This window comes from Capnocytophaga gingivalis ATCC 33624, from assembly GCF_000174755.1.
Taxonomy (GTDB): Bacteria; Bacteroidota; Bacteroidia; order Flavobacteriales; family Flavobacteriaceae; genus Capnocytophaga; species Capnocytophaga gingivalis.
On the sequence record NZ_ACLQ01000018.1, the window covers coordinates 43,269 to 56,794 of the forward strand.

General features: G+C 38.5%; 16 protein-coding genes. 10 read left to right on the top strand and 6 right to left on the bottom strand.

Going from position 1 to position 13,526, the window contains the following annotated elements:
* The first annotated feature begins 36 nt into the window (after positions 1-36).
* Positions 37-1,059, top strand: a complete 1,023-nt coding sequence (locus CAPGI0001_RS05870; protein WP_002667718.1) for a DUF3078 domain-containing protein — start codon at positions 37-39, stop codon at positions 1,057-1,059.
* Here the strand turns inward: CAPGI0001_RS05870 and hemW are convergent.
* The 3 genes from hemW to CAPGI0001_RS05885 are packed head-to-tail and all read right to left on the bottom strand — an operon-like array spanning position 1,056 to position 3,716.
* On the bottom strand, positions 1,056-2,189 hold the full coding sequence (gene hemW / locus CAPGI0001_RS05875; RefSeq protein WP_002667784.1) for a radical SAM family heme chaperone HemW: 1,134 nt from the start codon (positions 2,187-2,189) through the stop codon (positions 1,056-1,058). The genes CAPGI0001_RS05870 and hemW overlap by 4 nt on opposite strands.
* Before the next feature lie 5 nt (positions 2,190-2,194).
* Positions 2,195-2,740, bottom strand: a complete 546-nt coding sequence (ruvC, locus tag CAPGI0001_RS05880) for a crossover junction endodeoxyribonuclease RuvC (protein ID WP_002667760.1) — start codon at positions 2,738-2,740, stop codon at positions 2,195-2,197.
* Positions 2,741-2,753: 13 nt separating this feature from the next.
* Positions 2,754-3,716 carry a type I phosphomannose isomerase catalytic subunit gene (locus tag CAPGI0001_RS05885; RefSeq protein WP_002667696.1) on the bottom strand — a complete coding sequence of 321 codons (963 nt, stop codon included), beginning with the start codon at positions 3,714-3,716 and terminating at the stop codon, positions 2,754-2,756.
* Between the two features lie 331 nt (positions 3,717-4,047).
* Between CAPGI0001_RS05885 and CAPGI0001_RS05890 the strand changes: the two genes are divergently transcribed.
* From CAPGI0001_RS05890 to nadD, 8 genes are all read left to right on the top strand, one after another.
* Positions 4,048-4,761, top strand: a complete 714-nt coding sequence (locus CAPGI0001_RS05890; RefSeq protein ID WP_002667779.1) for a hypothetical protein — start codon at positions 4,048-4,050, stop codon at positions 4,759-4,761.
* A gap of 25 nt (positions 4,762-4,786) precedes the next feature.
* Positions 4,787-5,428 (top strand): hypothetical protein, encoded by a 642-nt coding sequence (locus tag CAPGI0001_RS05895; RefSeq protein ID WP_002667906.1) that lies wholly within the window; start codon positions 4,787-4,789, stop codon positions 5,426-5,428.
* 183 nt (positions 5,429-5,611) lie between these two features.
* Positions 5,612-6,067, top strand: coding sequence for a 50S ribosomal protein L13 (rplM, locus tag CAPGI0001_RS05900; protein ID WP_002667811.1), 456 nt, complete (start codon positions 5,612-5,614; stop codon positions 6,065-6,067).
* Entirely contained in the window at positions 6,067-6,453 is a 387-nt protein-coding gene (gene rpsI / locus CAPGI0001_RS05905) for a 30S ribosomal protein S9 (protein WP_002667884.1), read from the top strand. The genes rplM and rpsI overlap by 1 nt, the downstream gene beginning before the upstream one ends.
* 137 nt (positions 6,454-6,590) lie before the next feature.
* Positions 6,591-7,316 carry a 30S ribosomal protein S2 gene (gene rpsB / locus CAPGI0001_RS05910; protein ID WP_002667894.1) on the top strand — a complete coding sequence of 242 codons (726 nt, stop codon included), beginning with the start codon at positions 6,591-6,593 and terminating at the stop codon, positions 7,314-7,316.
* Positions 7,317-7,388: 72 nt separating this feature from the next.
* Positions 7,389-8,354 (top strand): translation elongation factor Ts, encoded by a 966-nt coding sequence (gene tsf, locus CAPGI0001_RS05915; protein ID WP_002667729.1) that lies wholly within the window; start codon positions 7,389-7,391, stop codon positions 8,352-8,354.
* A 201-nt stretch (positions 8,355-8,555) separates the two neighbouring features.
* Entirely contained in the window at positions 8,556-9,125 is a 570-nt protein-coding gene (gene gmk, locus CAPGI0001_RS05920) for a guanylate kinase (protein WP_002667813.1), read from the top strand.
* A 28-nt stretch (positions 9,126-9,153) separates the two neighbouring features.
* On the top strand, positions 9,154-9,738 hold the full coding sequence (nadD, locus tag CAPGI0001_RS05925) for a nicotinate (nicotinamide) nucleotide adenylyltransferase (protein ID WP_002667860.1): 585 nt from the start codon (positions 9,154-9,156) through the stop codon (positions 9,736-9,738).
* Between the two features lie 118 nt (positions 9,739-9,856).
* Here the strand turns inward: nadD and CAPGI0001_RS05930 are convergent, their stop codons facing one another.
* Genes CAPGI0001_RS05930 through CAPGI0001_RS05940 form a run of 3 tightly spaced genes read right to left on the bottom strand, consistent with a single transcriptional unit; the run spans position 9,857 to position 12,717 of the window.
* The gene (locus tag CAPGI0001_RS05930; RefSeq protein WP_002667909.1) at positions 9,857-10,552 is read right to left on the bottom strand and encodes a metal-dependent hydrolase; all 696 of its coding nucleotides are present in this window, start codon (positions 10,550-10,552) and stop codon (positions 9,857-9,859) included.
* A 22-nt stretch (positions 10,553-10,574) separates the two neighbouring features.
* Entirely contained in the window at positions 10,575-12,215 is a 1,641-nt protein-coding gene (bshC, locus tag CAPGI0001_RS05935) for a bacillithiol biosynthesis cysteine-adding enzyme BshC (RefSeq protein WP_002667665.1), read from the bottom strand.
* 22 nt (positions 12,216-12,237) lie between these two features.
* Positions 12,238-12,717, bottom strand: coding sequence for a cytidine deaminase (locus tag CAPGI0001_RS05940; protein WP_002667750.1), 480 nt, complete (start codon positions 12,715-12,717; stop codon positions 12,238-12,240).
* 197 nt (positions 12,718-12,914) lie between these two features.
* Between CAPGI0001_RS05940 and CAPGI0001_RS05945 the strand changes: the two genes are divergently transcribed.
* A complete protein-coding gene (locus CAPGI0001_RS05945) occupies positions 12,915-13,484 on the top strand; it encodes an NfeD family protein (protein WP_002667777.1) in 570 nt (189 codons plus the stop codon).
* Positions 13,485-13,526 lie beyond the last annotated feature (42 nt).

Here is a 13,526-nt window from a genome sequence, read left to right on the forward strand (position 1 = left end):
ACACTATATAACAAACTTTAAATAAAAATCGAAGAAATGAAAAAGGTAGTATTTGCTTTTGTTCTTTTATTTTCTTTTTCCCTACAAGCACAAGTAAGAAAGGTGCAATTACAGATGAAACCTGCCTTTATAGCCCCCAAGGAATTGGATTTCCCTAAAGAGGACTTGGACTATGCTTTTGAAAAAATCCGCCTTCAGAGACAAAGATGGTATAGCTTCAATTCTTTTGGCCTGAATATGAGTGAGGCAGCATACTCCAACTGGAATGCCGGTGGGGTCAATTCTGTATCTTTCCTTGCCGATGTAAAGCTCCGTCGCCGCTATGTTGTAGAAAAATACTTCTGGGATAATGAACTCACTGCCAATTATGGAGTGAATATCCAAACAGGAGAGCAATTGAGAAAGACCGATGACCAGATTTCTCTTTCTTCGGCCTATGGTTATCGTACTGGATTCAGAGATTGGTACTATTCGGGCAAAATCACTTTCAATACCCAGTTCAGCGATGGGTATGACTATCCCAAAAAGCCCGATGCGGATCCTATCTCTCGTTTTATGGCACCAGGATACTTGTACTTAGGGGGCGGTTTCGAATATGCTCCAGAGAAGACAAAGCTAACACTCTTTATCTCTCCTCTTACTATGAAGGCTACCTTTGTAATGGATCAGAAATTGGCCGATAAGGGTTCTTTCGGTTTGGATCCTGCCGAGTATGATCCTGCCGGTAACTTGCTAAAACATGCCAAACAGCAGGTGGTGGAAGTAGGTTTCCTATTCTCAGGAAAGCATACGGTCGATCTATACGAAAATGTACAGATGACCAACCAATTCTCTTTCTATACACAATATGATAAAAGTTTTGGCAACATAGATGTAGACTGGCAACTTGCTGTAGATATGAAGATCAACAACTATCTACAAGCACGTGTGGGTACTCACTTGAAGTATGATGATATCAAGTTCAAAGAAGAGGTACTCCCCAATGGTACAAAACACCTCTATGGAGCACGCGTTCAGTTCAAACAGATATTGGGGGTAGGACTCAAGTATACCTTCTAAAGCATAAACAGATCACTGGCAATACCATCGGAGAGAAACAATCCTTTCTCAGAGGTGATGATATGCCCATTGTGATATACTAATAAGCCTTTCTCTATATAGGGAAGGGCTTCTTTTTTTAAATAATTTAGAAAGAACTCCCCAAAGTCCCTTTCGATAGCCTCTGTAGAGATGCCCTTTTGTATCCTAAGCCCCGTCATGATACGCTCATTATAACGATCTTTCAGAGAAAGTGTTTCCCTTTCCTGAGGCAATATCCCTTGAGAAATTTGTTCTATATACTTGATATTGTGAGAGATATTCCACATACGCTCTTCTCCTGTATAGCTATGAGCAGAAGGGCCTATGCCTATATAAGGTTTTTGTTCCCAATAGGCGGTATTATTGCGACTGAAATAGCCTTCTTTGCCAAAATTGGAGAGTTCATAATGGATAAACCCCTTGGCTTCTAAGAGGTCTTTTAGTAAGTAAAAATGCTCTTTGGCTTGCCCATCATTGGTAGGGGGGATTTTTCCTTTTTTGATAAACTGATAGAGGGCTGTTCGGGGCTCTACGGTAAGGGCATAAGCCGAGAGGTGAGGAATCCCAAAGGAAAGTGCTTGGAGGATATTCTCCTTCCAGCGAGCAAGTGTCATACCAGGAATCCCATAGATAAGGTCAAGTGTTATATTGTCAAAATATTGTATAGCCTGAGCAATAAAATCCTTAGCTTGCTCAGCCGTATGTGCTCTATTCATCAAAAGAAGATCCTCCTCAAAGAAAGATTGTACTCCGATACTTAACCGATTGATACCTAATTCTTTTAATAACTCTAAGGAGAGTTCACTCTTAGGGGTAGAGAAATCGTCCGGATTGACTTCCATAGTAATTTCTGCCCCCGAAGCTATGCGGTAATGCTTGTGAATGGTAGAAAAAATCTCCTGAAGTTCTACAGAGGTAAGTACTGAGGGGGTTCCTCCACCAAAATAGATGGTCTGCAAGGGCGTAGAGGCTTCAACTCTCCTTAGCTCCAATTCCTTACACAATGCCTTGACCATCTGAGGTTTTCGCTTGAGGGTTGTGGAGAAGTGAAAATCGCAATAATGGCAAGCCTGTCGGCAAAAAGGGATATGTATATAGAGACTATACATTCGGCTTAAGAAATTCTGTTCTCATTGTGCTTTACAAAAGCCTCCCAAGAGGAGTAGCTCTTATTCTTCTCAGTCTTTCCCCCATTGAAAAAATGGCAGACAGCTACAGCTAAACCATCGGTGGCATCCAAGTGTTCAGGAAGTTCTCTAAAGTGAAGTAGTTGTTGTAACATTTTGGCTACCTGTTCTTTAGAAGCATTTCCATTGCCAGTGATAGCCATTTTTACCTTTTTAGGTTCATATTCAGTAATAGGTACTTGGCGCGCCAGGCCTGCTGCCATAGCTACCCCTTGGGCACGCCCCAGTTTGAGCATGGATTGTACATTTTTCCCGAAGAAGGGGGCTTCTATCGCGAGCTCGTCAGGCTTATAGGTGTCGATAAGTTCGGTAGTACGCTCGAAGATGAGCTTTAGCTTTAGGTAGTGATCATCATATTTGCTTAGGATGAGTTCGTTCATTTGGACAAACTTCATTTGATTCTTCATCACCTGAATAATGCCAAAGCCCATCACCGTAGTACCAGGGTCTACCCCTAAGATAATTTTTTCCATCACAAGGGTAGTTTTAACAATGAACCTGCAATACCTCTACCTCTCCCTTGAGCGTAATAGCAGTACAAGTGGCAGGTACAAGTATGGTACTTCCTTTTTCCAAAATCAGCTCAGTATCTCCATAGTGCAGGCTTCCTTTTCCTTCTACTCCCATATATATATGGAAAGAATCTCCAGAGAGTTCCAAGGGAGTCTCTTGAGTGATTTTTAGGTAATCTGTAGTAAAATAAGGAGAGGACACGGCAGGATTGACAGTGTTTTCCTTTTTGGAGTAGGACTTGCGGAAATCATCTTTTCGCTCAAAATCAATAGCCTCCAAAGCAAGTTCTGTATGGAGTTCTCGATAGTTGCCATTTTTGTCCTTGCGGTCAAAGTCATATACACGATAAGTGATATCACTGGTTTGCTGTATCTCAGCCAGCAGTACCCCAGCTCCTATGGCATGGATTTTCCCTGCAGGAATAAAGAACATATCTCCATGACCTACCTTCTCATAGTGAAGCAGTTGGCTAAGAGTCTTATCTGCCAAGTGGGTTTGGTACTCTTCACGACTTACATTTTTATTAAAGCCAATGATAATGGAAGCCTCAGGGTCAGCCTCCATGATATACCACATCTCCGTTTTTCCAAAGGAGTTATGGCGTTTTTTAGCCAAAGCATCATCGGGGTGTACCTGTATCGAAAGATCTTGAGCTGCATCGATGAACTTGATGAGCAGCGGGAAGTCTGTTCCAAATCGCTTATATACCGCACGACCTAAGAGAGCCTCAGGTGCTTGCTCTATGAGTGTCTGTAAGGAAGTACCCTTTAGAGCACCATTGCTAATGATAGAAATATCGCCTTTCACCGTAGAGACCTCCCAACTCTCCCCTATAAGAGGCTGATGGATAGGCTTATGGAGTTCCTTCTCGAGTTTCTCTCCACCCCAAATACGTTCCTTAAAGATAGGGGTGAAAGTAAGTGGATATAAGTTCATTTGTATCAATATTTGAAGGTACAAAAGTACAATTTTTTTTAGAATTACAAGCAGACTTAGGAGTGTTCTATATATTGGCTATTTTTGTTATTTATTTGTTAATCATAAATGGTTTGATTGTAAATAAAAGGATAAATTTTATCTTTGTACCTTATAAGGAGTAAGCATTTATAATAGAGATGAACTTATTTTTGCAGGGAAAGCAACCCCTTTTCTGCAAAGAAAAATAGCAAAAGCCCTTGGGTACAACCCTAAAAAGATAGAAAGATTAAATAAATAACCTGAGTTTTACAAACTATTTTTTAAACTCACTATAGAATAATTGTATAAAATGAAAAGAAAATTACTCATTTTGTTTATAGCCCTTTTAGCTATAGCTTGTAATGGACAACAATCCTCAAAAGAAAATGTAAAACCTCTTACCGAGCAGGAAGCACTTGAGGCTTTCAAAAAACAAAAACATCGTTTTGAGATTAAAGGGTATAAGGTGTATTATAATGACCAACTGATGAAGTTGGATACTATTGCTAACTTCTTCGATACTTTTGGAAAGCCTTCATATAAAGAAGGATATGAATTTGTTTATGACAATATACCTCTTTGGTCAAGAATTTCTTTAGGAGAAGTTAAAGATAAAAAAGGTAGATTTATAGGGAATGTAGATCGTTTTTTTATCTATTTTCGACCTTATGCAGAAGGGAGAGAGGAACTATCAGATCTTTACCCTTTTTATTATGCAGTAAAGAGAATGCCTGAGATAGATGGATATATGCTGGTAGAGGGACATCCTATTCATAAAGATACTACTCCTAAGGAGCTTTCAGAAATACTGAAACCTATCTATGGAGAGCACTTTGTAAACCTGATGGGGACTCCTACAATCGTTTTTGAGCTTAAGGAAGACGAAATCAAGGAAATTATTCCCCATTGGGGGGCTGATAAGTCCTATAAGAATATTTTTATAAGTTTTGATTATTTGATTGATGAACAAACTAAAAAAGTTATTGGATTAAAAAGTGTAGATTATTCTTATTTTTTGTTATAGGTTTTCATAAGACATATTGTATAAAATGAAAAAAGGAATATGGATACTTTTATTTTTGTATGTCTGTCTCCCTATAAGGGCACAGAACTCTAAAGAGTTGATAGAGATATTACTTGATTTCTGTCAGCAGGTAACCCAAGAAGAGCCTTCAGAGGAAAAGATATATGCTATTTTTCAAAGTATATCCCCTGAAAAAAGGTATCTTCTTCTTGAGGAAAAGAAAAGCAGCTTTACAGGATTCACCCAAGAAAAAGTAGCTTATATAGATTTGGATGAGGAAAAATATGATAATAATGCCAAGCTAATATCTTATAAAAGAGCAGCAGCGCGCACATACACCTTAGACCTATCCCTCCATAGTCCCTATAGTATCAAAGCAGGAAAAGTGAGTTATGAAAGGGCTACATATCCTATTTCTTTTCCTCTGCTGACAGAGAAGTTGGGGCGTGTTTTCTATGATACTATTTTCCAAGCCAAGGATACCAAAGTGAGTAACTATATTTATCAGAATCCCCAGACACACAAGAAAGTAGTATTTTCTATACTATCCTATAATCCACCTGAGGCGCCCTATAATATCATATATCGCATTGAGATAGAGGATATTCGTTTCTTTGATGAAGCTTCCTTGAGCAAAGGTAAGTTTTATATGAAAGAAAAGAACTAAAATCACTTGAGGGTGGAATTGGCAACAAAAACTTCCACATTGTAGGTGGAATTGGCGGGCGAGTAAAAAATAAAAAAATAAATTTGCAGATTTGATAAATTGTTGTACCTTTGCACGCTGTTAGAAATCCCAAAAAATGAGAGGGCTAACACAATAGGAATGTTTAATTAAAATAATTTAAGTGTGGACACATTAAGTTACAAAACACGCTCAGTGAACAAGCAATCCGCTGAAAAACAATGGGTTGTAGTGGATGCTGAGGGGCAGAAATTAGGGCGTCTTGCCTCTAAAGTAGCAAAGCTTCTTAGAGGGAAGTACAAGCCAAGTTATACACCGCACGCAGACTGTGGTGATAACGTGATTATTATCAACGCTGAGAAAATAGAACTTAGCGGACTAAAGACAGAAACTAAGGAGTATCTTCGCTATACAGGATACCCTGGTGGACAACGTATTCAATCTTTCAAACAGGTGCTCTCTAAGTTCCCTGAGAGAATTATTGAAAAAGCTGTAAAAGGAATGTTGCCAAAGAACAAATTGGGTGCGGCTCTATTCCGTAATCTTAAAGTATATGCAGGTAGTGAGCACAATCACGATGCGCAAAAGCCTGTTTCTATTAACCTAAATGACCTTAAATAATGGAAGTAATTCACAAAATTGGACGAAGAAAGACCGCTGTGGCTCGTATCTACATGAAAGAAGGAAGCGGAAAAATCACCATTAACAAAAGAGATTTGGCTAATTATTTTACCACTCCTACCCTTCAGTACGAGGTAAAACAACCATTTGCTCTATTAGGATTGGAAGATGCTTACGATCTTAATATCAATGTGTACGGAGGAGGAATCACTGGACAAGCAGAAGCTATCCGCCTTGCGATCTCCCGCGCTTTGTGCGAAGTGGATATCGAAAACAGAGCGATGCTTAAGCCAGAAGGATTGCTCACTCGTGACCCTCGTATGGTAGAGCGTAAAAAATTCGGTCAGAAGAAAGCTCGTAAAAGATTCCAATTCTCAAAACGTTAATATTATATTCAACATTTATTTATTGCCGTATTTCCTTGTCGCATAAGGAAGTTAGTTTAGCATCCAAATACAATGGGCATAAGATATTCAACCACCATTTATTGCTAAATCATACGGAACGTAAACTATTAAAAAAAATGGCAAATTCAATAGAAGTAAAAGACCTATTAGAAGCTGGAGTGCACTTCGGGCACCTTACCAGAAAGTGGAACCCTAATATGGCACCATATATCTATATGGAAAGAAATGGTATCCACGTGATTAACCTCTACAAAACAGCTGCTAAGATAGAGGAAGCTAATGAAGCTCTTAAGAAAATTGCTGCCTCTGGCAAAAAGATTCTCTTTGTAGCTACTAAAAAACAAGCTAAGGATATCGTAGCTGAAAAAGCTACTTCCGTAGGAATGCCCTACATCACCGAAAGATGGCCAGGTGGTATGCTAACCAACTTTGTTACCATCCGTAAGGCAGTTAAGAAGATGTCCTCTATCGACAAAATGAAAAAAGATGGTACTTATGATACCCTCTCTAAAAAAGAAAAATTACATATCACTCGTCTTAGAGAAAAGCTCGAAAAGAACTTAGGCTCTATCGCGGATATGACACGCCTTCCAGCAGCTCTTTTCGTAGTAGATACTTTAAGAGAACACATCGCTGTCAAAGAAGCCCAAAAATTAAACATTCCTATTTTTGCTATGGTGGATACTAACTCCGACCCTCGTGAGGTGGATTATGTAATCCCTGCCAATGACGATGCTTCTCGCTCTATCGAAAAAATCCTCTCCTATGTAGTCGAAGCTATCAAAGAAGGACTTGAAGATAAAAAAGTAGAAAAAGCAGACGAAAAACCTGCTGAAAATTAAATTGTTAAATTCATAAAGTGATTATTTAAAACGCCTATTTTAAATAATCACTTTTTAAAAAAATATAGAAAAATGTCAAAAATTACTGCCGCAGACGTAAACAAACTCAGACAAGCTACTGGTGCTGGTATGATGGACTGCAAGAATGCCTTAGTAGAAGCAGAAGGAGATTTCAATAAAGCTATTGAAGTACTTCGTAAAAAAGGACAAAAAGTAGCTGAAAAACGCGCAGATAGAGAGTCTGCTGAAGGTGCTGCTATTGCAAAAGTTAATGCAAACCATACCAAAGGTGCTATTATCTCTCTTAACTGTGAAACAGACTTCGTAGCTAAGAATGAATCTTTCGTAGCCTTGGCTAACCAATTAGCTGAATTGGCTCTTAACTATAATGACAAAGAATCTTTCCTCGCTGCTCCTTTCCAAGGAATCACTGTAGCAGACAAGCTCACAGAACAAACAGGAGTGATCGGTGAAAAAATAGAAATAGGTCAGTTTGAGATATTGGAAGGAAACTATGTAGATTTCTATATCCATGCAGGTAACAAAATTGCTGCTTTAGTTTCTCTTTCTGCTGCGACTGACAAAGCTCACGAAGTGGCCCGCAATGTATGTATGCAGGTAGCTTCTATGGGGGCTATTGTACTTTCAAGCAAGGATTTCGATCCTGCTTATGTAGCTAGCGAAACAGAAGCACGTATCGCCGCTATTATTAAAGACAACGAAGAGCTTCGCCGTCTTGGAAAGACAGAAAAGCATGTGCCTAAATATATCTCTGCCCTTCAGCTTACTCCTGAAGTACTTAAAGAAGCAGAAGAAGCTGCTAAGGCTGAACTTAAGGCCGAAGGAAAACCAGAACAAATATGGGATAGAATCCTTCCAGGAAAAGTACAACGCTTTATCGATGACAACACTACTCTTGACCTTGAAAAAGCATTGCTTGACCAATACTATATCAAGGATGAAAGCAAAAAGGTAGCAGACTACGTAAAAGCATACAATGTAGAAATTACAGGATTTAAAAGAGTTTCCCTCGTATAATTTTCCTATAATACTAGTTAAAAGGTGTTTCCTTAATCACTTAAGGAAACCCTTTTTTAGTTTTTAGATAATAAGTAAAGCCAGCAAGAGCTCACCGCTGGGGAGGTAAGTAAAGCCACATGAGCGAATATATGTAACAGATAATAATCTCTAAAACCTAGCTTAAAACTCAAAACTCATAACTCAAAACTCTGTATAATTATGAATTCTAAGATTATCATATTCTCAGCTCCTTCAGGGAGTGGGAAATCTACGATTATTCGGCATCTTCTGCAAGAGGCAGACCTGAACTTAGCCTTTTCCATCTCTACAACTTCACGTGCTCCCCGAGGAACGGAAAAGGATGGGGTAGAATATTATTTTATTACCGCAGAGGATTTCAAGAGAAAAATAGCCGAGAATGCCTTTGTGGAATGGCAGGAAGTGTATGCTGGAAACTATTATGGTACTTATCAGAGTGAGATAGATAGGCTCTCCAGCCAGGGAAAGAATATTATCTTTGATCTGGATGTTTTCGGAGGGATCAACCTTAAAAAACATTTTGGAGCACAAGCACTTTCTATCTTTATACAGCCTCCTACCCTTCAGGAATTACGAAGAAGGTTAGAGCATCGCAATACCGAGACCGTGGAGAAGATAGAAATGCGTATTGCTAAAGCACAATATGAGATGGAACAAGCAATCCATTTCGATAAGGTTATTATCAATGATGATCTCTCGCAGAGTGTAGCAGAAGCCCTCCAAATGGTTCGCAATTTCCTCAATCAATAATATAAATTAACTTATCACTCTTCCCATTATGAAACGAAAAATAGGACTTTACTTTGGTTCCTTTAATCCTGTACATATAGGACACCTTATTTTGGCCAATCACTTAGTAGAACACAGTGATCTGGATGAAATATGGTTTGTTGTGACTCCGCAGAATCCTTTTAAAGAAAAGAAAACACTCTTGGATAATGCCAATCGGTTAGAGATGGTTTCACTTTGCTTAGAAGAGTACGAAAAATTGCGTCCTTGTGATATAGAATTTCATCTGTCACAACCCAATTATACCATTGATACACTCATCTATATGGAAGAGAAGTATCCTCAGTATACTTTTGCACTGATTATGGGAGAGGATAATCTGAAATCCTTTACTAAGTGGAAGAATTATGAAACTATTCTAAAAAGTTATTTTATTTATGTATATCCACGTATTAGCGAAGGAGAAGTTTCTGAATTATTGAAGGGAAATGAACATATCATATATGTGAAGACACCTATTATAGAAATATCGGCAACGGATATACGAGAAGATATTGCTTTAGATAAAAATGTAAAACCTCTCTTACCTACAGAAGTATGGAATTATATAGATAAATGGGGTTTTTATAAATAAAAATACCTTTTTACTTATGTGAAAAATAAAAATTAAGGAATGAATTACAATTCATTCCTTAATTTTTATAGTAGTATATAGCTATTTTGTAGATTTTATAATGTTTTTTACTGTATAATTATATCAAATCATCTACTTCTAAAGAATTTCCGATTTCTAACAAATGCAATCTCTTATGTGCATCACTGAATTTTCTTTTTGAAGCCTCTTTATCAATCTTTATAACATCAAAAGTATCGTAATGTACCCCTAATACATTATTTGTTTCTACAAATTTGGCAGCAGTAAGTGCATCGCGTACGCCCATAGTATAATTATTACCAATAGGAAGAATTGCTAAATCCACTTTATACTGATGAGGAATGATTTTCATATCCATGGTAAGGGCTGTATCTCCTGAGATATAGATTGTTTGATCCTTGTAGTTGATAAGAAATCCTGCGGGATTTCCTCCATAGCTTCCATCAGGGAAAGAAGAAGAGTGATCGGCTTTGACCATTTTTATCTTTACCTTCCCGTCCAAGAAACGGTGAGAGCCTCCTATATTCATATCGTACCCATCAAGCCCTAACTTGCGGTAGTGGCCAAGAATTTCAGGGTTGGTGATAAGAGGGGCACCTGTACGCTTAGCGATGGCCTCAGCATCCAAAATATGATCCGCATGTGCATGTGTCAGAAGGATGTAGGTAGCCTCAATACTATTGATATCAATGTGTCCAGCAAGCGGATTGGCACTGATGAAAGGATCTACGAGGAAGTGAGCCCCTTCGATTTGGATATTGACACAAGCGTGTCCTAAGTAAGTTACTTTCATAATGTTCTATTTTTGAGTGTTTTTATATGAAATATTCTATACATTCTCCCTCCCGACAGGAAGTATCATAGCATAGGATAACAAAGCGAAAATCAAACGGGTTGAGGTGCTTGATAAGCATTTCTATCAGCTGGCCTTGGGTCTGGATCATATATTCGCTAAAGTTGTCCACCCGTTCTTGTAAGGATTCCTTCGGAAACAAACTGATACGTAGCGAGAGAATTCGCTCCAACTGCTCTTTGTACTTCTTCTTCTGAGCCTTTAGCAGGCGCTTTTCTAACTGTTCCAATCCCTTGAGTTGCTTCTTCTCCTGAGCTTTTACGGCACCTAAGAAAGACTTATCTGTATGTAGAGCTATTTCCAATAGGTCAGCAAATTGTTTTTCTAACATCTGTTTTTGAGAGGAGAAGTCAATGGGAAATTCTGAGAGCTTTTGGGTGATTTTATTCTCTAATATATTGTTTTTGAGAAAAATATTATGATAAGAAAGCCCTAATTTCTCTATATTTTTTCGCTGTTTGTCACTTACAAGAAGTACCGAATTGCGTAGTATAAGCATAGGAAAAGGCACCCCATAGACGGCAAACATAGTTTTGAGCTCCAACCAATAGGCAATCTCTCCCCCTCCACCTATATAAGCTAAGTTAGGTAGTATAATCTCCTGATACAGTGGGCGTAGAATCACATTGGGAGAGAAGCGTTCAGGGAACTGAGTTAGTTCCTCTTCGAGTGCTTCAGGGGTGAATTCTATATGGGTATTGAGTACTTTATAGACCCCATTCTCCTTGACAATACGTTCTCGAATCCCCTTGCTTAGATAGAAAATATTAATCTCACGAGGGTGCACCTGCTCAGGGTAACTCTTGTCTGTTTGTTTGATATAAGAAAGTGTTTTTTTCACTTCTTTTTGGGAGAGCTGTTCGAAGAGTTCTCGCTTGAGATAAGGAGCTAAGCATCCCTTGAGCTTAGGATTATCGCCATCAATGATGACCAATCCGTAGGGAGCAAATAGTTCATTGACCAAGTAGCGAGTAGCTTCCGCGAGAGTAGCATGTTCTATATAAGCCTTCTCAAAAAGTCGCTTGAGAGATTCTCCTTGATGACTTTTACCTAATAAAATATTGAGAACGCTGGCCACTTTATCCAATCCTTCTGTAGAGAAAGTACCTACTGCACCCCCTTCTTTAGAATGCCAAGAGAGCTTTTGCCCTTGAAAAGTAAAATGGTTAATTTCCTCAAAATCATGATCCTCAGTAGCCATCCAGTAGATGGGAACAAAGGTGTAGTTAGGATATAGTTGTTTGAGTTGCTGACAACTAACAATGGTCGAGACGATTTTGTAAATAAAATACAAAGGTCCTGTGAAGAGACTTAGTTGGTGTCCGGTAGTTATGGTAAAGGTATGCTCCTGTTGTAGTGCCTCTATATGGTTATGGGTCTTCTCAGATATGGATAGATTTTGATATTGCTCCTTGAGTACTTGAAAAAGAAGAGTTCTGTGCTCCTTTGGGAAATGTGCTTGTTTATCCTTTATCTGTTCTAAGAAATTTGTTGTCAAAGGGAAGCGGTGATACAAACATTTGAGAGGTTCCTTTTGAGCGAGGTAGTCCGTGATGAACTTAGAGAAATATCCTGTATCCTCAAAGGGTATATATTGTGTCATAATATTCTTATTAGTCAAGGGTTTAGTCATAGAAAAAGTCAAAACAGAAAGGCAAAAGATTCTTCACAGAAGGAATCTCCAGCACCTTTCCTTTGGAGCTTACACAGAGTACAGTGATAGGGCTTCCCTGTGTGCATTCGTATTCTAATAATGCCTGACGGCAGTTGCCACAAGGGGTGGTAATCTCCCCCTTGGGGTGCTCCATATGATCACCACTGATGGCTATTTTGATGATTTTCGCCTCAGGGTAATTGGCCTTGGCATAGAACAAAGCTGTACGTTCGGCACATAAGCCAGAAGGGTAGGCTGCATTTTCTTGGTTATTCCCCAAAACAATCTGTCCATTGTCAAGTAATATAGCGGCGCCTACGCCAAAGTGGGAGTAGGGAACATAGGCATTGGTTCTACACTGAAAAGCACTCTCTATAAGGGCTTTATCCTTTTCGTTAGCCTCGCTTAATAAATATGTTTTATAGCTAAATTGATAATCTTTCTCACTCATAAAATATTGAAATAGAATAATTTACAATTATTTTTTCTCCTTACATGTTCTAAGGGGAGAATAAGAGCAAAGGTAATGAAAAAATAAATAAAATCCAACAAAAAAGAATTTTCTTTTTTATAGTCCAATAAAAAGTGAGAAAATTTTGTAAAGTATGATTTTTTTTGTACATTTGTTGCCGATTAAAAAATAAAATTATGGAAATATTTTCAATGATGGATACCTACTTACAAGGATTTTGGTTTATAGCCATTCCTGTATCTATTATCTTTATCATTCAGACAATTATGGCTTTCGTTGGGGCTAATGCCTCAGATGGTTTGACGGCCGATTTTGACGGAGATTTCTCTGGAGCAGATGCACCTTTTCAGCTCTTTTCACTAAGAAATCTCATTAACTTTCTATTAGGTTTCAGCTGGACAGGTATTTCTTTCTATGAGGTCATAGATAACAAAATAACGCTTACTATCTTTGCCGTATTGGTGGGATGCCTCTTTGTCTATATTTTCTTTCTCACAGTACAGGCTCTTATGAGGCTTGCTGAAGACAATTCTTTTAAGATAGAAGAAACCCTTGGCAAGGTGGCACAGGTATATGTACCTATCCCAGAATATCTGTCAGGAACAGGGAAGATTACTCTAAGTATTCGCGGCTCTATTCGTGAGCTTGATGCCATGACCGAAGGGGAACGCATTCCCTCCAGTGCTATGGTACAAATAGTCAAGATAAAGGACGCTATTGTTTTTGTACAGAAGATCGCAGGGTAGTCAAGAAAGAAGAATGAATAGAGGATAGGGCTAAGTAGTTAA

Bases quoted from the DNA above. Each gene is read 5' to 3' on its own strand.
- gmk (WP_002667813.1), top strand. From the start codon at position 8,556: ATGAATTCTAAGATTATCATATTCTCAGCTCCTTCAGGGAGTGGGAAA.
- CAPGI0001_RS05890 (WP_002667779.1), top strand. From the start codon at position 4,048: ATGAAAAGAAAATTACTCATTTTGTTTATAGCCCTTTTAGCTATAGCT.
- hemW (WP_002667784.1), bottom strand. From the start codon at position 2,189: ATGTATAGTCTCTATATACATATCCCTTTTTGCCGACAGGCTTGCCAT.
- CAPGI0001_RS05885 (WP_002667696.1), bottom strand. From the start codon at position 3,716: ATGAACTTATATCCACTTACTTTCACCCCTATCTTTAAGGAACGTATT.
- rpsB (WP_002667894.1), top strand. From the start codon at position 6,591: ATGGCAAATTCAATAGAAGTAAAAGACCTATTAGAAGCTGGAGTGCAC.
- nadD (WP_002667860.1), top strand. From the start codon at position 9,154: ATGAAACGAAAAATAGGACTTTACTTTGGTTCCTTTAATCCTGTACAT.
- rpsI (WP_002667884.1), top strand. From the start codon at position 6,067: ATGGAAGTAATTCACAAAATTGGACGAAGAAAGACCGCTGTGGCTCGT.
- CAPGI0001_RS05930 (WP_002667909.1), bottom strand. From the start codon at position 10,552: ATGAAAGTAACTTACTTAGGACACGCTTGTGTCAATATCCAAATCGAA.
- bshC (WP_002667665.1), bottom strand. From the start codon at position 12,215: ATGACACAATATATACCCTTTGAGGATACAGGATATTTCTCTAAGTTC.
- CAPGI0001_RS05940 (WP_002667750.1), bottom strand. From the start codon at position 12,717: ATGAGTGAGAAAGATTATCAATTTAGCTATAAAACATATTTATTAAGC.
- ruvC (WP_002667760.1), bottom strand. From the start codon at position 2,740: ATGGAAAAAATTATCTTAGGGGTAGACCCTGGTACTACGGTGATGGGC.
- CAPGI0001_RS05870 (WP_002667718.1), top strand. From the start codon at position 37: ATGAAAAAGGTAGTATTTGCTTTTGTTCTTTTATTTTCTTTTTCCCTA.
- CAPGI0001_RS05945 (WP_002667777.1), top strand. From the start codon at position 12,915: ATGGAAATATTTTCAATGATGGATACCTACTTACAAGGATTTTGGTTT.
- CAPGI0001_RS05895 (WP_002667906.1), top strand. From the start codon at position 4,787: ATGAAAAAAGGAATATGGATACTTTTATTTTTGTATGTCTGTCTCCCT.
- tsf (WP_002667729.1), top strand. From the start codon at position 7,389: ATGTCAAAAATTACTGCCGCAGACGTAAACAAACTCAGACAAGCTACT.